The 21,673-nt window shown below is 63.3% G+C and carries 22 protein-coding genes; 18 read left to right on the top strand and 4 right to left on the bottom strand.

Features of this window, described 5'->3' with window-relative positions; genetic code table 11:
• The first annotated feature begins 435 nt into the window (after window positions 1-435).
• A complete protein-coding gene (locus RA26_RS18195) occupies window positions 436-696 on the top strand; it encodes a hypothetical protein (RefSeq protein WP_039186157.1) in 261 nt (86 codons plus the stop codon).
• Between the two features lie 81 nt (window positions 697-777).
• Here the strand turns inward: RA26_RS18195 and RA26_RS18200 are convergent, their stop codons facing one another.
• Entirely contained in the window at window positions 778-2,166 is a 1,389-nt protein-coding gene (locus RA26_RS18200; protein WP_019295694.1) for a helix-turn-helix domain-containing protein, read from the bottom strand.
• A 75-nt stretch (window positions 2,167-2,241) separates the two neighbouring features.
• Entirely contained in the window at window positions 2,242-3,453 is a 1,212-nt protein-coding gene (locus RA26_RS18205) for a multidrug effflux MFS transporter (RefSeq protein ID WP_039186159.1), read from the bottom strand.
• Window positions 3,454-3,631: 178 nt separating this feature from the next.
• Here RA26_RS18205 and RA26_RS18210 point away from each other — a divergent pair, with 178 nt between their 5' ends.
• From RA26_RS18210 to RA26_RS18220, 3 genes are read left to right on the top strand one after another with little or no spacing between them, the layout of a single operon-like run.
• A complete protein-coding gene (locus tag RA26_RS18210; RefSeq protein ID WP_039186161.1) occupies window positions 3,632-6,406 on the top strand; it encodes a hypothetical protein in 2,775 nt (924 codons plus the stop codon).
• Window positions 6,403-6,780, top strand: coding sequence for a hypothetical protein (locus RA26_RS18215; protein ID WP_039186162.1), 378 nt, complete (start codon window positions 6,403-6,405; stop codon window positions 6,778-6,780). Before RA26_RS18210 ends, RA26_RS18215 begins: the two co-directional genes overlap by 4 nt.
• Window positions 6,781-6,790: 10 nt before the next feature.
• Window positions 6,791-7,999: a hypothetical protein gene (locus RA26_RS18220; protein WP_039186165.1), complete on the top strand. Its 1,209-nt coding sequence runs from the start codon at window positions 6,791-6,793 to the stop codon at window positions 7,997-7,999.
• Between the two features lie 26 nt (window positions 8,000-8,025).
• Here RA26_RS18220 and RA26_RS18225 read toward each other — a convergent pair whose 3' ends face one another.
• A complete protein-coding gene (locus tag RA26_RS18225; RefSeq protein ID WP_039186167.1) occupies window positions 8,026-8,604 on the bottom strand; it encodes a hypothetical protein in 579 nt (192 codons plus the stop codon).
• Between the two features lie 228 nt (window positions 8,605-8,832).
• Here RA26_RS18225 and RA26_RS18230 point away from each other — a divergent pair, with 228 nt between their 5' ends.
• From RA26_RS18230 to RA26_RS18265, 9 genes are all read left to right on the top strand, one after another.
• Window positions 8,833-10,365, top strand: coding sequence for an acyl-CoA carboxylase subunit beta (locus RA26_RS18230; protein ID WP_039186168.1), 1,533 nt, complete (start codon window positions 8,833-8,835; stop codon window positions 10,363-10,365).
• 7 nt (window positions 10,366-10,372) lie between these two features.
• Complete coding sequence (locus tag RA26_RS22190; RefSeq protein ID WP_052272487.1) at window positions 10,373-10,867, top strand: hypothetical protein; 495 nt, start codon at window positions 10,373-10,375, stop codon at window positions 10,865-10,867.
• The gene (locus RA26_RS18240) at window positions 10,864-11,292 is read left to right on the top strand and encodes a hypothetical protein (RefSeq protein ID WP_039186169.1); all 429 of its coding nucleotides are present in this window, start codon (window positions 10,864-10,866) and stop codon (window positions 11,290-11,292) included. The genes RA26_RS22190 and RA26_RS18240 overlap by 4 nt, the downstream gene beginning before the upstream one ends.
• A complete protein-coding gene (locus RA26_RS18245; protein ID WP_039186170.1) occupies window positions 11,289-11,783 on the top strand; it encodes a DUF6497 family protein in 495 nt (164 codons plus the stop codon). The genes RA26_RS18240 and RA26_RS18245 overlap by 4 nt, the downstream gene beginning before the upstream one ends.
• 214 nt (window positions 11,784-11,997) lie before the next feature.
• Window positions 11,998-12,132, top strand: a complete 135-nt coding sequence (locus RA26_RS23380) for a hypothetical protein (RefSeq protein WP_260015408.1) — start codon at window positions 11,998-12,000, stop codon at window positions 12,130-12,132.
• 69 nt (window positions 12,133-12,201) lie between these two features.
• Window positions 12,202-12,546, top strand: a complete 345-nt coding sequence (locus tag RA26_RS18250) for a hypothetical protein (RefSeq protein WP_039186171.1) — start codon at window positions 12,202-12,204, stop codon at window positions 12,544-12,546.
• A gap of 445 nt (window positions 12,547-12,991) precedes the next feature.
• Entirely contained in the window at window positions 12,992-13,195 is a 204-nt protein-coding gene (locus RA26_RS18255; RefSeq protein WP_039186172.1) for a hypothetical protein, read from the top strand.
• Between the two features lie 128 nt (window positions 13,196-13,323).
• A complete protein-coding gene (locus RA26_RS18260) occupies window positions 13,324-15,369 on the top strand; it encodes an acetyl-CoA carboxylase biotin carboxylase subunit (protein WP_039186173.1) in 2,046 nt (681 codons plus the stop codon).
• Window positions 15,370-15,516: 147 nt separating this feature from the next.
• Window positions 15,517-16,020 carry a hypothetical protein gene (locus RA26_RS18265; RefSeq protein WP_039186174.1) on the top strand — a complete coding sequence of 168 codons (504 nt, stop codon included), beginning with the start codon at window positions 15,517-15,519 and terminating at the stop codon, window positions 16,018-16,020.
• A 19-nt stretch (window positions 16,021-16,039) separates the two neighbouring features.
• On the opposite strand, the gene RA26_RS18270 is transcribed toward RA26_RS18265, so the two are convergent.
• On the bottom strand, window positions 16,040-16,474 hold the full coding sequence (locus RA26_RS18270) for a DUF4174 domain-containing protein (protein ID WP_039186409.1): 435 nt from the start codon (window positions 16,472-16,474) through the stop codon (window positions 16,040-16,042).
• 177 nt (window positions 16,475-16,651) lie between these two features.
• Here RA26_RS18270 and RA26_RS18275 point away from each other — a divergent pair, with 177 nt between their 5' ends.
• The 5 genes from RA26_RS18275 (at window position 16,652) to RA26_RS18295 (ending at window position 21,673) form a co-directional block, all read left to right on the top strand.
• Window positions 16,652-17,584 (top strand): hypothetical protein, encoded by a 933-nt coding sequence (locus RA26_RS18275; RefSeq protein ID WP_039186175.1) that lies wholly within the window; start codon window positions 16,652-16,654, stop codon window positions 17,582-17,584.
• Window positions 17,550-19,679, top strand: coding sequence for a methylmalonyl-CoA mutase (gene scpA / locus RA26_RS18280; protein WP_039186177.1), 2,130 nt, complete (start codon window positions 17,550-17,552; stop codon window positions 19,677-19,679). The genes RA26_RS18275 and scpA overlap by 35 nt, the downstream gene beginning before the upstream one ends.
• A 294-nt stretch (window positions 19,680-19,973) precedes the next feature.
• Window positions 19,974-20,462 (top strand): MAPEG family protein, encoded by a 489-nt coding sequence (locus RA26_RS18285; RefSeq protein ID WP_039186179.1) that lies wholly within the window; start codon window positions 19,974-19,976, stop codon window positions 20,460-20,462.
• Between the two features lie 84 nt (window positions 20,463-20,546).
• Window positions 20,547-21,155 (top strand): VOC family protein, encoded by a 609-nt coding sequence (locus RA26_RS18290; protein WP_039186180.1) that lies wholly within the window; start codon window positions 20,547-20,549, stop codon window positions 21,153-21,155.
• Window positions 21,152-21,673, top strand: a complete 522-nt coding sequence (locus RA26_RS18295) for a GNAT family N-acetyltransferase (protein ID WP_039186183.1) — start codon at window positions 21,152-21,154, stop codon at window positions 21,671-21,673. Before RA26_RS18290 ends, RA26_RS18295 begins: the two co-directional genes overlap by 4 nt.

A 21,673-nucleotide genomic window follows, 5' to 3' on the forward strand; every position in this document is an offset into this window, starting at 1 on the left:
TTTCCTCTGATGGTGAATTGAGTTCCTGTTTTGTTCTCAATTGCTGAAAAAGTCAACGATACCCTCGGGCTCAGCAAGTGATTGGACGCAGGACAGTCCGCGTGCGTTCTTTTTGATGGATGTTGCCTTCCTTGCGCGTTTCGCTGGTTCTGCCCTCATATCCGCAGCACACCTGAGCGCCTCTTCACCATCGCGCGCGGGAATGGCGCCCTGGTTTCAACCCAAGTGCGAATCGCAATTGCCGGATTGATCTAAATGTGGAGACAATGTTCAAACTGATCCGGGAATGTTGGCGAATGGCTCCAGAATTTCCAGCAAATCAGGTTAATTTAAGGCAAATTCGTCAAAAATGTGACCGGCCGCTCTATATCTTGCCTGCAGCAGGAAAAACGGTCTCAGAGTGCCTGCTGTGCAGTTGTGTGAAGGAGTAAACCGATGGGACAGGTCTATCAGCCGGGGCGCTGGCAAGAGATCGAAGGCGTGCCCGACGAAACCTCTGATGCGGACATGCTGGCAGCGGTCCGCAGTGTGGTCAGAACGGCAGCCGAAGACCCGGTGCAAGAGCAGAAGCCCGCACCCGGCCGCGTGCAGCAATGGCAGACAGCAGAGGCAGTCCAGCCCAATCAGCCGCCGCGGGCAGCGGCCGCAAAAGACCGTGCTCTGATGTCCCGCTTGCTGGACCGTCTGCGCGCCTGAATTTCCCGCACCCGCTGTCAAGGATTTTCGAATGTCCTTGGCAATTTTCCTGCAAGAAATTTGCCACCGCCAGCGGCGCCCTCAGCTTACCTCGTAGGGCAGAACACCGCGCTGATCGGTGTTGATCGTCAGCCGCCGTTCCAGCGGCGGCACAGAGCGCTGATGGCAATCTTTGCGCTCGCAGATGCGGCAGGAGATGCCGATCGGCTCATAGGCGCTGTCCTGGCTCACGTCCATCCCGTCCGCATAGACCAGCGCGTCCGCGTGGCGCACCTCGCACCCCAGCGCAATCGCATAGCGCCGCACTGGCGCGCCGAACGAGCCGCCCGGCTTAGACACATCCCGCGCCAGCGAGATATAGCGCACCCCGTCCGGCGTTTCCGCCAGCTGGCGCAGGAACCGGCCCGGGGTCTCAAACGCCCGGTGCACATTCCACAGGGGGCAGGCGCCGCCAAAGCGGGCAAATTGCAGCCGCGTGGCTGAGTGCCGCTTGGTGATCGTTCCCGCCTGATCCACCCGCACAAAAAAGAACGGCACCCCCTTGGCGCCGGGCCGCTGCATGGTCGAAAGCCGGTGCGCAATCTGTTCAATCGAGGCGCCAAAGCGGATCGCCAGCAGCTCCAGGTCATGGCGGCAGGCCTGAGCGGCCTCCAGGAACCGCCCATAAGGCATCAGCGCCGCGCCCGCGAAATAATTGGCCAGGCCGATCTTGGCGATGGCGCGGGCCTCCTCGCTTTGAAACTTTGCAAAATCGAGTGTGGCTTCCAGCAAGGTGTTCTGCCGCAGGAGCGCCACCTGCAGCAGCATCTGGAACAGCTGCGTCTGCGGGGCTGAGCGGTTCGACAGATGCAGCACCTGCGCCTCGGCGTCGTAATGGCGCAGACCCTCCATTTCGGTCTGGCGCACCTTGATGCCGCCGCGCTCCAGCTCTGCAATCGCTGCCGCGCGGATGTCGCTGGTGGCCGCAAACCGCTCTGCCGCGTGGTCCACCGCATCGATGTAGTTGTCGCAGTAGTGGAAGAAATCGCGCACCTCTTCCCATGGGCTGGCCTGAATGCGCGCGTCCTCCCGCCCCAGCGCCTCATCCAATGAGGCGAGGCGTTCGTGCGTCTGCCGGTAGGCCCGGTGCAGCGCCAGAAAGGCCCGCGCCAGCGCCGGTGCGTTTGAGGCGGTCAGCCGCAGATCCGCCAGCGGCGGCGCATCATCGGCAAACACCGGATCCGCCATCGCCTCGCGCATGTCGCTGACCAGCCGTTCGCTGTCCCCAGCTGACAATTCGGTCACATCCATGCCGAATTCCTGCGCCAGCGCCAGCACCACCGTTGTCGACACCGGGCGGTTGTTGTTCTCCATCTGGTTCAGATAGGGCAGGGATACCCCCAGTTTGGCGGCGAAATCCTTCTGTGTCAGCTCCAGCCGCTGCCGCATCTCGCGCAGCTTGGCGCCGGCGTAAAGTTTCTGGGTGGCCATGAGGTGCGCCTTTGCAAATCCATTTCTTGCGAATGGTATAATTGCAAACTCACCCCTGCAAGCCCGTGGCCGGGATCATGCGCCGATCTGCCGCTCCCGCCAGACCACCAGCAGAATGGCAACCAGCCCCATCATCGCTGTGGCGAACATGATCACCAAGAGCGGCACCGCGGTGGACCCTGGCACTAGCAGCATCCCCGCAAAGGCGCTCAGCACCGCGCCCGCGCCGATCATGATCGCACCGCTGAGGCCGGAGGCGGTGCCCGCCAGATGCGGCCGCACAGAGATTGCGCCGGCGGTTGCGTTGGGGATCGCCATGCCATTGCCCAGCCCGACAAAGCACATGAGGCCAAAGAAGGTGAACACGCTGTCTGCGCCTGCCATTGCAATCAGCAGCGACATCAGAACCCCGCCGCCATTGATCACACAGCCCCAGAGCACCATGCGGTTGACGCCAACCCGGGTGGAAAACCGTCCCGAAATGAAGTTGCCGGCAAAATACCCCACTGCAGGCGCCGAGAACCAGACACCCAGCTCCGCGGTGCTGAGACCATAGACCTCGGTGCCGACAAAAGGCGCGCCGCCCAGATAGGCAAAAAACGCACCCGACGCCAAACCGGAAGACAGCGAATAGCCCCAGAACCGCGGCGAACGCAGCAATTCCGGATATTCGCGGAACTGCGCCACCAGCGTCTTGCCGCTCTTGTGCGCGGTTTCGCCGAAATCGCTGAAGGTGATGAGCAGCGTCGCAGCACCCACCAGGAACAACAGCCAGAAATTGGCTTGCCAGCCCATCCACTGATCCAGGAAGCCGCCAATGGCGGGGCCGATCATCGGCACCACCGCCATGCCCATGGTGACATAGCCGATCATGCTGGCGGCTTCGTTGGTGTCATACATGTCGCGCACCGCGGCGCGGCTCAGCACCATTGTTGCGGCCACCACCGTCTGGGCCACCCGGAACAGCAGGAACAGCTCGGCCGTCGGCGCAAATATGCAGCCCAATGTGGACAGCAGGAACAAAACGATGCTGATCAGAATAACTGGCCGCCGCCCCATCTGGTCGGAAATCGGCCCGACAAAGATCTGCACCACCGCATTGCCCGCCAGATACAGCGCCACCGACAGCTGCATCACCCGGTAGTCGACCGCATAGTACTCCGCCATCCCTGCCAATGAGGGCAAATGCAGGTTCATGCCAAGCGCAGACAGGCCTGCCAGCAGGATCAGAGTGAAAATGCGCGGAGGCGTCCGCTGGCCAGGGGCCCGGGTATCATATGTGGACATACCATCGGGTTAGAGCAGTCGGCCTGGGTTGTCCATCTGCCGCATGTGCAGCGGCGCACAGGGTTGACGCCGCGTCAGAAGATACTTGCCTGTAAAACTATGCGCCGCCTATGCTGGGGGCGCTACTGCATTTTTTCGTGTTTTTCAGTCCCGTCCTAATTTGCTGCCGAGGTGATCCATGGCCAATGCCCCCGATCCGCTTGCCAACAACCCTGCCATCCGGCTCTGGGCCGAACGCTTCTATACCGTTAAGGCCTGGGAGATGCCGGACATGCCGGACGCCGGCGGAGCGGAACTGGAGGAACGGCGCACCGCGGCGCTGGCTGAGCTGAACAAGACTGCCATTCCCGCAGCACTCAGTTCCGGCGCCCGGCGCAGCCTTGCAGGCGGGCGTAAGGCGCTGAAGAAGGAAATCCTCAGCGCGGACGCGGCGGAGGCCTTTGATCAGATTGACAGCGATATCGTGGCGCTGAAGGACCAGATCGCAGCTCAGCTGGCGATTGCCGCCGTCCGCGGGAAGGCGCAGGCCGCGCTTGCCGAGGCAGAGGAAAAATTCGCCAAGGAGCGCGACAGCCTGGACCAGGGAGCGTTCACCTTCCTCGAAACCCTGATCAAGGCAGCGCAAAAGGCCTTCGCTGCCGCTGTCTCCGACACTCAATTCGAAGCGGTGGAGGTGCAGGCCAAGGACATCTCCGCCAAGGCGGACGACGCCAAGGCCTATGGCATCTTTTTCGACAACTGGACCCGAGCGACGCTGTTGCTGATCAAGCCGATGGATGATCCGGCCAAGGAAACCGCCACCACCGAACGCGCGGCACAGATGGCGGCGGCGGCAGCGCTCTCGAAGACGGGGGATTTCGATGGTGCCAAGGCGGCGCTGGAGGCCTGGAAAAGCAACCTTGATACCGAGGATCACCTGGCGGCCGCGGTCAGCTTCGACGCCCTTCTGTGTGAGTACGAAGCCAATCACCACAAGCGCTGCCAGAACATCCTCAGCAGCCAGCTGCGTGATGCCAGGGATTTCCGTGATCACCTGAAGGACGCCAAGAAACTGGCCTATACCGACAGCAGCTTCCCGGAGGCGGAAGCCAAGCTGAACGCCCTCATCGCCTATGGCACCAAGGAGCGCGCGGCACTGGCCAAGTTCCTGCGCGGGTTTGACATGTCGATGATGCCGAATGCGGAGTTCCGCAATGCGGTGCTGGCGGCCCAGTCCAAACAGGCCGCTGCCGGCGACAATGACCCCAAGAAGGCGCTCAAGGATCTGAAATCCTGGGTCAGAGCGCATCCCGCGATCATGGGGCAAAGCTATTCCACCCAGATTCTCAAGGCGTTGCAGAAACGCTATGACGCGCTGAAACAGGTGCTGAAGGAGCCGGAGCTGAGTGACCTCAACGCCACCTGGGGCGCGCATCAGATGCTGGCCGAGGCCGATAATTTCGACATGGACACCGGTGCGCCGCAGTACCACGCCAAGCTTGATCAGCTGTTCAAGCTGGAAGCCATCACCGACAGCCGCCGCGAGATGGACGCTATCCTGCGCCAGCACCCGGCGGCTGAGGGGTATGATTTCCACAAGCCGGTGACAGATGCACTCACCGGGGCGAATTACCCGGCAGCGGTTGCCGCCGCACCGGGGGCGCTGGAGCTGTTGCAGGCGATGCCGGATTACCTGGCTCTTCGCCAGACGGCTCTGGATCTTCTGGCCGCTCTGCCCGGTGATCCGGCAGAATTGCGCAGCACACTGGGTGACGCGATCCAGTCAGTAGACCTGACCGCCCGCGGCGGCGATCCGGCCAAGGCCACGGCGGACCTGCAGGGGGTGCTGGACGGCACCGACTATCTGGATCTGATGCTGGCGATGTCCGATTACCGCGCCAAGCTCGCCAAGGTCCAAAAGGAACACTCCCGGACCAAGAAATACCTCAAACTGGCGGAGGCGGAAGCTGCGCTCGATGCCTCGCTGAAAACCGCCACGGACCGGGCTGATGATGACGGCGAATACGGCGACGCTTTCCTGCTGCTCGATGCGCACCTGACGCTTCTGAAGCAGGCCAAGCCGATGGCCACCGCCCGCTACCAGGTTCAGGGCATCCTCAAGGCGCTGCAGCGCGCATCCACGGACGCGGACATGCTGGACCCCTTCGTGGTCCGTATTGCCGACGCAGAAGGGGAGGCCAAGAAGCCGGATTTTGCCAAGGCCAAGACCGATTTTGACAGCATCCGCGCAGATTTCGGCGCGCTTTGTGCAAGTGTGGCGCTGGACTGCGAGGCCGCGGATGGCGCTGGCAGCAACGCAGGCCACTCCCTGGACCGCCACGGCCCGGATGTCAGCGACGAGGACCTGATCACCCGCCTGAAGACCGGCAAGCCGCCCAATGCGCATTCGGACGATGAGCGCTCCTATACTGGCGCCTCGTCCAAGTTCCACAGTCCGCAGGACTGGCTTGCGGGGCGCGAGCTGGCCGCACAGGCGGCACTGGCTAACGGCATCGACATCACGGTGACGGAAATGACCTTCACCGGCGACCCGCTGACCGACCCGGACGAAAACGCTGATTTCACCGTCGAGCACGGTCGCCCGATCGATAAGGCCTATATCGGCCACAAGAAACATGTGCGCCTGGATGACAGCGGCGAGCCGATCTCCGACAAGACCTATGAAACCTTCGAGGAGATCGAGGGGCTGACCCGCGCCTATGTGAACTTCATCTGGGAGCCGGAGCTATTGCCGGACGAGACCACCGGCCACCCCGCGCCGGGCACGCATTACGACGAGGAAAAAGCGCAGGATAACGCCGACTACGTAGTGAAATACACCACCCGCCACGGCGCCCCGCCACCCAGGATCAAGGGCCGCTGGGTGATGATGCAGCAATACCCGGTCGCTGATGGCTGGGACAATGAAACCAAGACCTACACCAATGGCAATCCGGGGAACATGATCCCATGAAAATCCGCAAGGAACTGATCGAAGGCTACACGCGGCTCCTGACCATGGGCCGGGCAGTGAACGCGCCCGACCCGATGGCCGATCTGGCGCAATTCGACGCCGACATCCGCGCCATGCACAAGCGCGCCTATAAGGAGGGCAACCTCGATTGGCTGCGCCTCGCCTTGGACGCGCTGATCGCAAGCCCGAACGGGCGCATCGGCCGGTTTGCAGGCCAGCAGTACCCGTTTTCCGATCAGGAGCTGGAGGCGCTGTTCCGCCGCGCATACGGCATGATCTGGCCTGGCCAGCCGCTTTCCGAGCCCGGCGATGAGGCCGATCTGGAGTTTGTTGAAATGAGCGCAGAGGAGTGGGACGCCTTCACCGGCGCCTGAGGGAGTTGTCATGTCCGACCAGTCTTTTGACGCCGATGCCGTCCTGAAACTCATCAAGAAATCCAAGGCCTCCGGCAAGGAGCTGCCCTTTGCCTTCGGCCTCGGGGCTAAGCCGGAAACCTGCGGGCTGATGATCGACCTGCGCAAGCCCGGCAAGGTGCTGCGCGGCGACCTGAAGAAGATGCCGGGTATCAAGAAAACCTGCTTCGGCACCCTGCGGGTGGAGGAAAACGAGGTCTTCCTGCAACCCGAAAAACCGCTGAAGGGCATCGTCAAGCAATTGAAGAAGCGGTTCATGAAGGAGGGTATGGTCAAGTTCAAACCAGTCCTGATTGGCCCTGACGGCAGCATAATCGACGAGGAAACCCTGCCGGATGACGACGCCGAAGCGCAGGAAACCGCCGCACCGGCCCAGATGGATGACGGTACCGCCGCCGCTCTGAAGCAGCGCATCGCCGCTGCTGCGGAAATGGTAAAGGCGCTGGGTAGCCCGGACATTGCCGGCAAGCTTGCGCTGGAGGTAAAGGCCAGCGTCAAGCTCTTGGGGCAGGGCGATCATGAGGGGTGCGCTGCCCGCCTGACCCGTCTGGAGGCAGCACTGGCCAAGCTTCAGGGGCAGTCTGCAAAACCCTCATCAGGTCAGGAGCAGGCGGCCCGGCTCAGCAAGCTTCTGAAGGAACAGGCAGCCAAGATCAAAGCGCTGCCGCCGGAACAGGCCGCACCTCTGGCGGCCCGGGCCAAGGAGATTGCCGCTCAGCTGAAGTCCGGCGCACTGGATGATGCGGCGGCAGGGCTGAAGGCGCTGGCGCAGGCCTTGGACGCCGCGGCAGAGGCAAAGGCGCCGCAGGCGGATGTCATGGCAATCTGGCAAGCGGCCAAGGAAGAGGCGGACCGCGGCATCTCGGAGTTGCAGGCCGCCCTGCGCTCCCAGAACCACCCGGTGCTGGCGCAGATTGCAGATGCCGGGCTGGCGGGCGCCACCGACGGCAACCAGACCGCGCTGATGAAGGCGCTGTTTGAAATGAAATCCGCCACCGGCGATGCCCGCAAGAGAGCCGCCCAGGCGCTGCTGGCACAGGTCACGGCTTACGGCAAGTTCCTCAAGGATGATCCGGTGATTGCCCTGGTGGAAGACAACCCCTTTGGCATCTCCGCCCCCGTCCGCGCGCCGCTGGGCAGCGCCCTGCGCCAGATCGCCGGAATTGCCAAGGCCGCCTGACAAGGCGGCCCTGATATTGTGCTTGTTTAGTTGATGACCGTGCCGCCAATGCCGACGGTAAGGTTCTCGAACAGTTTCCGGCTCACGTTGTTTGCAAACCCATCCAGTGTCCGGCGGTAATCTTCCGAGGCGGAGGGGGCGGTCATCGCGCCCAATAGGCCGCCGGAGCGCAACTCGTCGGTGAAGCCCTTGACCGTGACGGGAGCCACAAGGGTTTCGCCTTGGGTGGTCTTAAGGGCTACAATGCCTTCAATCTGGCTGCGTCCGCCGACCACGAAGGATTGCCCAGGGGAAACCAGCGCCAGTTTTGTTGGTGTCACCGTCAGAACGGCCTTGGTGCCGCCGTTCATGCCACGCGCCTGAATCTGGCGCGTAAGTGCCGCATCGAGCTGCTGAATGAACTGCGTTTCAGAGAGTGTGTACTCCCGGCCGGTCCGCACTGTTCCGTCTTCCTTCAGGGGCAGGGAGCCCGGGTTGATTTGCACATCGACGACGTTGATGTTTGAGCTGACAGATGGGTCGACCAGAGCGGTGTGCTCTTCACATGCGGCAAGCAGAGCTGCGGAAGCGAGCGCTAAAAAGCTGCGCCGGTTAAAGAAAGCCATATTCAAAGCCCCTTGAGTGTCTTCATTTTTTTGTGGCGCTTCGCTTAAAGGCGAGTGGCAGGGAAGTCACCAGATTTTTCTTCTGCCCTACAGGAATGCGAGGGGTATTTGCTGATTTCCAACTTTGCTAACCACGTATGCAAACGGTTTGCAAATTTGCGATAATGTCCTTTGGCTTCGCCGCAGCGCAATATATGGTCGCGCTGAAACTGACAGGGGATATGAGCCATGAAGGACATTCTTTCCGAGCTGGAAGACCGCCGCCAGGACGCGCGGCTGGGCGGCGGCCAGCGCCGCATCGACGCACAGCACGGGCGCGGCAAGCTGACGGCCCGCGAACGGATCGAACTGCTGCTGGACGAGGGCAGCTTCGAAGAGTTCGACATGTTCATCGCCCACCGCTGCACTGATTTCGGCATGGAAAACAACAAGCCGGCAGGCGATGGGGTGGTCACCGGCTGGGGCACCATCAATGGCCGCCAGGTCTATGTCTTCTCCCAGGACTTCACCGTGCTGGGCGGTTCGGTCTCCGCCACTCACGCCCAGAAGATCTGCAAGATCATGGATATGGCCGTGCAGAACGGCGCGCCGGTCATTGGCATCAACGATTCTGGCGGTGCCCGCATCCAGGAAGGTGTCGACGCGCTCGCAGGCTACGCCGAGATCTTCCAGCGCAACATCATGGCCTCCGGCGTGATCCCGCAGATCTCTGTCATCATGGGCCCCTGCGCCGGCGGCGCGGTCTACTCACCTGCGATGACCGACTTCATCTTCATGGTCAAGGACACCTCCTACATGTTCGTGACCGGCCCCGACGTGGTGAAAACCGTGACCAACGAGGTGGTGACGGCTGAGGAACTGGGTGGCGCCTCCACCCACACCAAGAAGTCCTCCGTCGCGGATGGCGCCTTTGAAAACGATGTCGAAGCCCTTGCAGAAGTCCGCCGCCTGGTCGACTTCCTGCCCTTGAACAACCGCGAAAAGCCCCCGGTGCGCCCGTTCTTTGACCAGCCCGGCCGGATCGAGGAAAGCCTGGACACCCTGATCCCGGAAAACCCCAACAGCCCCTACGACATGAAGGAGCTGATCACCAAGGTCGCGGATGAGGGCGATTTCTACGAGATCCAGGAGGATTTCGCCAAGAACATCATCACCGGCTTTATCCGCCTTGAGGGCCAGACCGTCGGCGTCGTCGCCAACCAGCCGATGGTGCTGGCAGGCTGCCTCGACATTGACTCCAGCCGCAAGGCCGCCCGTTTCGTGCGCTTCTGCGACTGTTTCGAGATCCCGATCCTGACCTTCGTCGACGTGCCGGGCTTCCTTCCGGGCACCTCCCAGGAATACGGCGGCGTCATCAAACACGGTGCGAAACTGCTGTTCGCCTATGGCGAAGCCACCGTGCCGAAGGTCACCGTGATTACCCGCAAGGCCTATGGCGGCGCCTATGACGTGATGGCCTCCAAGCACCTGCGCGGCGACTTCAACTACGCCTGGCCGACGGCGGAGATCGCGGTGATGGGCGCCAAGGGCGCCACCGAGATCATCCACCGCGCCGACCTTGGCGATGCGGACAAGATCGCGGCCCACACGGCGGACTACGAAGACCGTTTCGCCAATCCCTTCGTGGCGGCGGAACGCGGCTTCATCGACGAGGTGATCATGCCCCAATCCACCCGAAAACGGGTCAGCCGCGCCTTTGCCTCCCTGCGGGGCAAGCAGCTCAAAAACCCGTGGAAAAAGCACGACAACATTCCGCTGTGAGTTGGTTATGGAGTTGAGCAAAGAAACAGCTGGTCAAATGGCTGAGCAATTCGTTGCGATTGCCAGCCAGCATGGAGATGGGCCATTCGATTACTCGGCTCCGTCTGTCATACTGCTTGATCAGTTGCTTGACGGATTTCATTCATCAGGGGGTAACCCCGAGGAAATGCAAGGAACAATTGCAGTTGCCTCTTGCTACTTGGGTGAAGTTTTACGGCGTGTTGCGGGAGCAGAATGGCTGAATGGCGACGAGGCCGGCGACAATGTTCCAGAGGTCATGAGATTTCCTCTTATGATGAAATTTGAGGGCAGCCTGCTTGTTCCGTTTAGTAAGGTGTGGAAACGGGTTGAGAATGGCTCGGAAGATAGTCTGCCATTCTATTTCGACGTGTTGATGAAGCAGGCTGGAAGAGATGAGGTGCCGAGAATTGCCTCTTCTTCCCAGTTTTCCAAGAAAGAGAAGCTGGGCTTCATGGCTCGATTGTTTGGAAAGAAGCTGTGACCCGCGCCCACTGGCATATCACCCGCACGGACAGCAGCCTGACGCTGTCGCGCCGCCTGCCTGCACGCTTCGACGTGGCGGCGGAAACGGTGCTGCCAGCTGCTGATCCCCTGCGGCTGGCGCATCAGATCCGGCAGGATATGTGGCGGAAGCTGCAGAACTTGCGCGGCTTCTCCCCTGTGGTGGAAATCACTGACGAAGGGCAGGGGATGCGGGTGCGCGCGGGCGGGCAGGTGATGGGCCGGGTGCCCGCCAATGCTGCCGCGCAAATCACTGAAATGCTGGAAAATCCAGGCCGCCGGGCCCGCTGGATCCGCCATGCCAGCAGGCGCAAGGACGCCGCTCTGCCCGATTCCCGGGCAGATGCGAAGGATTCGCATAGAATCGCGGCAAAAATTGACATGAAGAGCGAATCAGCGTCATGATCCGCTCCAGCCGATATCAGACAGCGCGCGCCACTTGCGCAGCGCCTGCAGCTCCGGCCGGAGGAGCCCGGGTGACCGGGGGCCGGGGCTGCGGATATCTGGCGGCAATCCCCTTTGCTCTCTGTGCGTTCGCTGCTGCGGCGGCGGATGCCGTGCCTGTCCCCTCGGGTCAGCCTGTGACCCTGGCAGAGGTGGTCCTGGATGATGCCCCCAGCCAGGCCGGAGACACCTGGGCGCGGTTCCGCTTCCTGGCGCCACAGATCGCCCGCGAAAGCGGAACGGTCAGCTATGAAGCGGCTGCCCCTGACATGGACCACCTTTGCGGCACAATCGCGCTGCCTTATCTGGCCGAACACGGCCTGAGCGCGGCGCGGGTGGTGATCTCGCTGTCGGACCGGATGGTGCCCTTTGGCGCCCAGGACCCGGAGGCAACCCAGTTTTTCGAAGCCTACCGCCCCGAGGGCGCGGCCTGCATTTGGGAGGCTTTCTGATGTTTCCACAATATCTTGCGGGCCATGAGCAGGATCGGCGGAATCTTGCGGCATTGCAGCCACAGCCCCGTCAATTGCCGCGATTTGCATGTGACTTGCCCGCAAAGCCGGGTATCCTCGGTGCGGGCAGTCACACGGCTGCCTTCGCATTGAGGTTGAGGCACGCGGACGGCAGCGCCGCCGCAGGTTTCACAAATTTTATCAGGAGACAGAAATGTCCAAGAGCATCAAGCTTCTCGCCCTGGCCGGCCTGCTGGCCGCCGTCACTGCCTGCGCCCAGCAGGAAGAAGAATTCGTCGTTGTTGAGCCGGTTTCTGAAGAACCGGTCTTCACCGGCAAGTACAACTAAGCACTACAGGGGTCCGGCCCTGCGGCCGGCCCCCGCCGCCCCGTGGGGTGCCGGACCGGAGGCACCCAAATGCTGAAACACCGCGGGTTCCCGGGCCGTATGCCCGGCACTGATTTCCAATTCACCATCCGCCGCCCCAACCCCAAAGGGGTTACGCCGCTGACCCGGCGCGAGCGCTTCCGCGACCGCAAGAACGTCGACAAGCGCGTCGACCTGATGTTCATGCAGTCCCTGTGGGAGCATTTCGGCGACCAGCCGTTTGAACGCGGCAACCTCGATGCGGGTCGGCTCAGCTGGCTGTTCGGCCGCGAAGTGATCCCAGCCGAAGATCCCTTTGATCCCGAAAGCTACGAGGCGCTGCTGGTCATCAATGAAGCGGTTGCGCGCGCGTCCTTCCCGGAGGCGTTCGACTGATGCCGCACCCCCGGACGCATACCTCCGGCACGGCAGCGCGGTTCCTTGCGCGCAGCCAATACGGGCGTCCGGGGCGCCGCAATTTCGGCGTGAATCTGCACATGGGCCTTCCAGTTCAGCAGGAATCTGCCAAATTGCCGGATCTTGCGTTTCAGGGGCTTACAGCGGCGCGTGCCCGGTGCATCGTGAGTCAAGCAGCGCAGCCACGCTGCTGTGCCGAGCATCTGTTCCGGCCCCTTCGCCTGAACGGGCAGGTACGCGCCCCCATCCGCGGCCTGCCCGTCTTTTATCCCCTTCAGGCATTGGCGGAAGCTTGCCGTATCCCCCCCCCGGTGCGGCAAGCCTCCGCTCAACAGCCGCAGTTTGAGCCGGCAGCGTTGCACCGTCCCGTGCAGCCTGCAAATTCGGCCGGGACAGTAACGTCCCCGGAAGAAGGAACCTGGACATGCGGGCAAAATCTCTCATCGCAGCGCTCTCGCTCTGCGGCCTCGTGGCGGCCTGTGGCGACACCACCGGCGAGCGCATCATCTACGGCGGCGGCGCAGGCGCGCTTGGCGCAGCCGTGCTGGATGCTAACCTGGTCACCGGCGCCGCTGTCGGCGTGGCCGCAAACCTCATCTACTGCGAGCAAAACCCGCGCAAGTGCTGACGCACCTGCCGCCGCTCTGAACAGCCGCCCCTCGCGGGCTGCTTCTGACATCGCGCAAACGCCGCGTCCGGGCTCTCCCCGGGCGCGGCGTTTTGCATTCCGGAAGACCAAGGAACAAGGGACTGCCTATGTTTGATAAGATCCTGATCGCCAACCGGGGCGAGATCGCCTGCCGTGTGATCAAAACCGCGCGCAAGATGGGTATCAAGACCGTCGCCATCTACTCTGACGCCGACAAGCAGGCCCTGCATGTGCAAATGGCCGACGAGGCCGTCCACATCGGCCCGCCGCCCGCCAACCAGTCTTATATCGTCATCGACAAGGTGATGGAGGCGATCCGCCAGACCGGCGCCCAGGCCGTGCATCCGGGCTATGGCTTCCTGTCCGAGAACTCCAAGTTCGCCGAGGCGTTGGAGGCCGAAGGCGTTGCCTTTGTAGGCCCCCCGAAGGGCGCGATCGAGGCGATGGGTGACAAGATCACCTCCAAGAAGATTGCCCAGGAAGCAGGCGTTTCCACTGTGCCCGGCTACATGGGCCTGATTGCCGACGCTGACGAGGCGGTGAAGATCTCCAACGAGATCGGCTATCCGGTGATGATCAAGGCCTCCGCCGGCGGCGGCGGCAAGGGCATGCGGATCGCCTGGAACGACGAAGAGGCCCGCGAAGGCTTCCAGTCCTCCAAGAACGAGGCGGCGAACTCCTTTGGCGACGACCGGATCTTCATCGAGAAATTCGTCACCCAGCCGCGCCACATCGAAATCCAGGTGCTCTGCGACAAGCACGGCAACGGCATCTACCTGGGTGAGCGCGAATGCTCGATCCAGCGCCGCAACCAGAAAGTCGTCGAAGAGGCCCCGTCGCCGTTCCTGGACGAAGAGACCCGCAAGGCGATGGGTGAGCAGGCTGTCGCGCTGGCCAAGGCCGTGGGCTACTCCTCCGCAGGCACCGTGGAATTCATCGTCGATGGCGACAAGAACTTCTATTTCCTGGAAATGAACACCCGCCTGCAGGTGGAACACCCGGTCACTGAACTGATCACCGGCGTCGATCTGGTGGAGCAGATGATCCGTGTCGCCGACGGCGCCGAACTGCCGATGCGCCAGGAGGATGTGAAACTCACCGGCTGGGCGATTGAAAACCGCCTTTACGCCGAAGATCCGTATCGCGGTTTCCTGCCCTCCATCGGCCGCCTGACCCGCTACCGCCCGCCGGCAGAAACGGCTGCCGGCCCGATGCTGGTCAATGGCAAATGGCAAGGTGATGCACCCGCTGGTGAGACCGCCGTGCGTAATGACACCGGCGTTTACGAAGGCGGCGAGATCTCGATGTATTACGACCCGATGATCGCCAAGCTCTGCACCTGGGCGCCGACCCGCGAGGACGCCATCGGCGCCATGCGCACCGCGCTCGACAGCTTCGAGGTGGAGGGCATCGGCCACAACCTGCCGTTCCTGTCTGCAGTGATGGATCATCCGATCTTTATCGAAGGCTCCATGACCACCGCCTTCATCGAGGAACAGTACCCCGACGGTTTCGAGGGCGTTGAGCTGCACAGCGACGATCTGCGCAAGATCGCCGCCGCCTGCGCCGCGATGCACCGGGTTGCCGAAATCCGCCGCACCCGCGTCTCCGGCCGGATGGACAACCATGAGCGCAAGGTCGGCACCGATTGGGTTGTCGCCCTGCAAGGTCAGTCCTTCAACGTGGTGATTGACGCCGACCGAGAGGGCGCCACCGTCAATTTCGAGGGCGGCGGCAGCTACCGTGTGACCTCTGACTGGACCCCGGGCGACCAGCTGGCCACGCTGAATGTGGACGGCGAAACCCTGGTGCTGAAGGTCGGCAAGGTGACCCAGGGTTTCCGCGTCCGTTCCCGCGGCGCCGACCTTGCCGTCAAGGTGCGCACCCCGCGCCAGGCTGAGCTGGCCGAGCTGATGCCTGAGAAGGTCGCGCCCGATACCTCCAAGATGCTGCTGTGCCCGATGCCCGGCCTGATTGTGAAGGTCGACGTCGAAGTGGGGCAGGAGGTCCAGGAAGGCCAGGCGCTCTGCACCGTTGAGGCGATGAAGATGGAAAACATCCTGCGCGCTGAGCGGAAAGGCGTGGTGTCCAAGATCAACGCTGCCGCAGGCGACAGCCTGGCGGTTGATGATGTGATCATGGAGTTCGAATAATGCACCTCGGGGCAGGCACATATGCGCGCGGGCAGGCGGGTTTTCCCGTCCCCGCAGCCGTGCCTGCCCCGGACAGCATCTCCGTATGCACCAAATCTTCAGGTTTTTCTGCGACACTGGCACCGTTTGACGACCCCAAGGTGCCGCATGACCCGTCTCCTGACCTGTCTTTTGTCCGCTCTGGCTGTCCTGTCCGCCTGCGCGCTGGACAAGGAAGAGGCGCTGCGCGTTCAGCTTTCCGCCTGGGTGGAGCTGGGGGAGACGTTCTTTTTCCAAAGCTCGATGAGCTGCACCGCAGCGGTGTTTCACACCGCGGAAAATCCGCGCATCACTTCACTGGTGGACCGCGCCCGCTCGCTCAACACTGGCATGAAGATGCTGGATGCCGGCAAGCCCGTGATGTTTGCAGTGGCGGGCAAATCCCCCAACGCGGTGACAGAGGACATCATGTCCCGCGACCTGCCGCAGGGGCTGGGGGTGCTGAATTCCGGACTGGCGGGGGTCAGCTGCATGACGGATCTGGTCAAATCCGTCTATTACCAGGCGATCCGCAACCCGGCTTCCAGCCTGGTCTTCGTGCCGGAAACCGGTGCGATGGTGATCCTGGACAAGCAGGCGATGGCGCTGATCTACGTCCGCGGCAACGGCTGACCGGACTTGCAGGGCGGGGTCACCCGCCGCGCCGCTCTTCCACTTCGCGCAAACGCTCGGGGAACTTGTCGATGGTGCGGGACAGCTCGCGCACCGTCCAGGGGTGCGGCTTGCGCAGCTTGACGCCGCCGTCCTTGCCCACCAGAACCAGCATGAAGCCGCGCGGCCGCAGCTTCTTGCGCAGGGCGGACTTGGCAGCCGGATCGGTATCGGTCAGCACCACAACATCGCGCGTCTTCAGTGCTTCGATGCCCTCCATCAGCCGTTCCATCTGTTCATGGAACCGCGGGTCCTCGGGACTGTCGGCAAACACAACCACAGGGCGGTGCGTCCACTGGAATTCCTCCAGTTCCACATCATACCCGGGCTGGATCAAATCGGCCGCAGTTCCATCTGCCGCCGCAGCCGCCAGCGGCAGGAAGCCTGCCAAAACAACGCTTAGGATTGCTCTCATGATCTCTCCTGTTGTGTTGAATATATGTGCGCCGGCGGCAAATGCGACTGTGAATTCCGCCACTTGGACAAAAAACATCTTCGTTAACGGGATAATGAGGGGTTGCCGGCCATGATCGTGCCATTCCCCTTGACCGGGCTGCGGCCTGCGGCCCTCCATAAGAGGCCCCGTAACGCTATGAAAGTCATCCTGCACACCGGCGCTCACCGCTGCGCCACCACCTCGTTCCAGGAATACATGCGCCAGAATGTGCCCGGTTTGAACCGGCAGGGCATTGGCTTCTGGGGGCCGTACCGCACCCGCAAGGGGCTGTTCCATGGCATCCAGCCGGGGCCGGCGCAGGTGACGGGCCGCGATCTGGTGCAGCGTGCGCAAGGCAGGCTGCAGGTCCGCCTGGCGGGCTGCCGCGAACGCGGCATCAGCCAGCTGCTGGTGAGCGAGGAAAACATGATCGGCGCGGTGCGCCAGAACCTGCGGCTCGGCGACCTTTACGGCGGCGTCGGCGAACGGATGGCGCGTTACGCGCAGGCCTTCAGCGGCGCAGTGACCGATGTGGCGCTCTCGATCCGCAGCCTCGACAGTTACTGGACCTCCGGCCTCGCCTATGCGGTGGCGCGCGGGCACAAGATGCCGACCGCCGGCAGCCTCGACCGGCTGGCGTATTCCGCGCGCAGCTGGCGCGACGTGATCACCGACATTGTTGCGGCCATGCCGGGCGTGACCCTGCATGTGCTGCCGTTTGAAACCTTCGGCACCCGGCCTGAGGCGGCGCTGACAGCCCTCACCGGCATCAAGGCACCGCGCGCCCATGCGCGGGTGCGCCTCAACGCCTCGCTGTGCCTGCAGGACCTGCGCGCCAGCCTGCCGCCGGCAGCGGCAGCCGACCTGCCCGATGGGACAGGCCGCTGGCGCCCCTTCAGCGACGCCCAGACCGCTGCCCTGCGCGAGGCCTATGCCGACGACATGATGTGGCTTGCGGGCGGGGCAGACGGCCTCGCGGCGCTGGCACAAGACCCGGATAAACAGGCGGCGGGCACGAACCCGCCCCGTATCGCACTGACAAGAGGAAGACCTGATGACAAACAAAGACGAATGGCGGGCTCTGGCTGAGAAAGAGCTGCGCGGACGGGCTGTTGACGACCTCAACTGGCAGACGCTGGAAGGCATCGAGGTCAAGCCGCTCTATACCGAAGACGACACCAGGGATCTGCCCCACATGGGCACGCTCCCCGGTTTCGGTCCCTTCACCCGCGGGGTGAAGGCCACCATGTACGCAGGCCGCCCCTGGACCATCCGCCAGTATGCGGGCTTCTCCACCGCAGAAGAATCCAACGCCTTCTACCGCCGCAACCTGGCCGCGGGCCAGCAGGGCGTCTCGGTCGCTTTCGATCTTGCCACCCACCGCGGCTATGACAGCGACCACCCCCGTGTGGTCGGCGATGTCGGCAAGGCGGGCGTTGCCATCGATTCAGTTGAGGACATGAAGATCCTGTTCGACGGTATCCCGCTCGACAAGGTCTCGGTCTCGATGACCATGAACGGCGCGGTGATCCCGGTGCTGGCGTCCTTCATTGTCGCCGGTGAGGAGCAGGGCCACGACAGATCCCTGCTGGCGGGCACCATCCAGAACGACATCCTCAAGGAGTTCATGGTCCGCAACACCTATATCTATCCGCCCAAGCCCTCCATGCGGATCATTTCGGACATCATCGAGTACACCTCGAACGAGATGCCCAAGTTCAACTCCATCTCGATCTCCGGCTACCACATGCAGGAGGCCGGCGCGAACCTGGTGCAAGAGCTGGCTTATACCATCGCGGACGGGCGCGAATACGTGCGTGCAGCACTGGATGCGGGCATGGACGTGGACAAGTTCGCCGGCCGGCTGTCGTTCTTCTTTGCGATCGGCATGAACTTCTTCATGGAAATCGCCAAGCTGCGCGCCGCTCGCACCCTGTGGCACCGGGTGATGACCGAGTTCGGCGCCAAGTCCGAACGCTCCAAGATGCTGCGCACCCACTGCCAGACCTCCGGCGTCTCCTTGCAGGAGCAGGACCCCTACAACAACGTGATCCGCACCGCCTATGAGGCGATGTCGGCGGTCCTCGGCGGCACCCAGTCGTTGCACACCAACGCGCTCGATGAAGCCATCGCGCTGCCCACCGATTTTTCTGCCCGCATCGCCCGCAACACCCAGCTGGTGCTGCAGGAGGAAACCGGTGTGACCAATGTGGTCGACCCGCTGGCCGGCTCCTACTACATCGAAAGCCTCACGGCGGAACTGGTCGACAAGGCCTGGGCGCTGATGGAAGAGGTCGAGGAGATGGGCGGCATGACCAAGGCCGTCGAGAGCGGCATGCCCAAGCTGCGCATCGAAGAGTCGGCGGCCCGCCGCCAGGCGATGATCGACCGCGGCGAGGAGGTGGTCGTCGGCGTCAACAAGTACCGCAAGGACAAGGAAGACCCGATCGACATCCTGGATGTCGACAACCACGCGGTGCGTGACGCCCAGATCGCCCGCCTTCAAAAGATGCGCGAGACCCGCGACGAGGCCGCCTGCCAGGCCGCCCTCGATGAACTGACCCGCCGCGCCGCATCGGGCGAGGGCAACCTTCTGGAAGCCGCAGTCGAAGCCGCCCGCGCGCGGGCCTCAGTCGGAGAGATCTCCATGGCAATGGAAAAGGAATTCGGCCGCCACCGCGCGGAAGTCAAAACCCTGGCCGGCGTCTATGGCGCTGCATACGAGGGCGACGAGGGCTTTGCTGCGATCCAGAAATCGATCGAGGACTTCGCCGAGGAGGAAGGCCGCCGCCCCCGCCTTCTGGTGGTCAAGATGGGCCAGGACGGCCACGACCGCGGCGCCAAGGTGATTGCAACCGCCTTTGCAGACATCGGCTTTGACGTGGACGTCGGCCCGCTGTTCCAGACCCCGGAGGAAGCCGCCCAGGACGCCATCGACAACGATGTCCACGTGATCGGCATCTCGTCACAGGCCGCGGGCCACAAGACGCTGGCACCGCAACTGGTCGAGGCGCTGAAGGCCGAAGGCGCGGGCGACATCATCGTGATCTGCGGCGGCGTGATCCCGCAGCAGGATTACGAGTTCCTGTACTCCAAGGGCGTCAAGGCAATCTTCGGCCCCGGCACCAACATCCCGGAAGCCGCCCAGGACATCCTGCGCCTGATCCGCGAAGCGCGCGCCTGACTTGAAAAACCGCATCTGCGGGGCAGGGGAGGCTCTCCCGCACCCGCAGATGCCCGCCCTTCGGGCCGCCCCCTTGGCGGCTTTGGGTCCGGCAGCCCGCCCCGATGGGGCGGGCTGCCTGCATCGCGCCTCCGCGCGATGCCGTGCCCAACCGGTGCGGGTGTGCCAATGGCAAAGCCAGCGGCGGGCGGGAGTGCCCCGTTTTCAGTAACTTGACGGCGGATGCCGCAGCTTTCCGCCGGAACGTGCGCACTGCGCCTTGGCAAAACTGCGGCACGGTGGTTGAGTGGCGCCATGCTGCGATCCAAACGCCGCCAGATACTTACCGGCATGGCCCTTGGCGCCCTTTGGGGCGTGCTGGTAGTTGGCCTGCCGCAATGGCTGGGCTTGCCATACATTCCGGCCCCCATCGCTTTGCCAGGCGCCTTCCTGGCACCGGGACTGGTGCTGACGCTGATCATCGGCCGCCTAGCGCAGCGGCGGTTCTTTGATGACGCTATCATCGACGGCGAGCCTTTCCCGCCCGGTTCCGCGGCAGAAATCGACCAGCGGGTGCTTACCAATACTGTCGAGCAGCTTGTTCTGGCACTGGCCATCTGGCCCTTCGCGGCCGTCACCCTGGGCGGCGCCGTGGCGATTGCCCTTGGCCTTTCCTTTGCGCTGATGCGGGTGCTGTTCTGGGCTGGCTACCACCTGTCGCCGCCAATGCGGGGGCTGGGGTTTGCCGGGACGTTTTACCCGACGGTGATCGCCGGTATCTGGGCACTGGCGGTCTGGGTTTAAGCGGCAGGCCCGTACCCTGCCGATTTCCCGCCTTGCACCCCGCCGCAGCGCCGCTAGTCTCTCGCGCAAAGGGGAGGCGTCTGAATGATACTCGATCACCTGGCGGTAGCCGGCGCAACGCTGGAAGACGCCGCCGCGCATGTGGAGCAGTCCCTCGGCATCCCCCTCGGTCCCGGCGGCGCCCATGCCCGTTACGGCACCCGCAACCGGCTGATCGGGCTGGAGGACGGGCTTTACCTTGAGGCGATCGCCGTCGACCCGGAAACCCAGCCGCAGGAGCAGCCGCGCTGGTTCAACCTCGACCAATTTGCAGGCCCTGCACGGCTCAGCAACTGGATCCTGCGCAGTGAAGATCTGGAAGCGGAGAAATCCCTGCTGCCGCCTCATGCCCAGCGGCATGTTTCGATGCAGCGCGGGGATTTGCGCTGGCTGATGACGGTGCCCGCGGACGGGCTGCTGCCTTATGACAACCTCTTTCCCGCAGTTCTGCAGTGGCAGGCCGACCCGCCCGCAGCGAGACTGCCGCAATCGGGCTGCCGCCTGAGCCGCCTGATCCTCAGCCACCCGGAGGCTTCGGCTTTGCAGCAGGCACTGGACAGGATCATCGCGGACCCGCGCATCGCAGTGGAGCAGGGCGCCCCTGCGATGATGGCTGAGTTTGGTACGCCGCACGGGCAGAGGCAGCTCAGATGATCATCCGCCCCGCTACAGCAGCAGACGCCGAGGCTGTCTGTGCCATCGCCAACTGGGTGATCCGCGACACGCTGGCGACCTTCAACACGATTGAAAAGACCCCTGAACAGGTGCGCGAGCAGATCACCGCCAGCAACGGCGCCTATCTGGTCGCGGAGCAGGACGGGGAGATCCTCGGCCACGCGCATTTCTTCCCGTTCCGCCCAGGTCCCGGCTACCGCTTCACCGCCGAGCACACCATCCACCTGCTGCCCGCGGCGCAGGGGCAGGGCGCCGGCCGCCGCCTGATGCAGGCGCTGGAGAGCAAGGCCAAGGAATCGCAGGTCCACGTCCTGATCGCCAGCGTCAGCAGCGCCAACCCGGGCGCCATCGCCTTTCACGCCGCGCTTGGTTATGCGGAAACCGCCCGGATGCCGGAGCTTGGCTGCAAGAACGGTCTCTGGCTCGACACTGTTTTCATGCAGAAAATCCTGACGCCGGGTATTCCCGCCCCTGACAGTGCCGCGAAACCCGGATAG

Source organism: Leisingera sp. ANG-M7 (assembly GCF_000813965.1).
Classification (GTDB): Bacteria; Pseudomonadota; Alphaproteobacteria; order Rhodobacterales; family Rhodobacteraceae; genus Leisingera.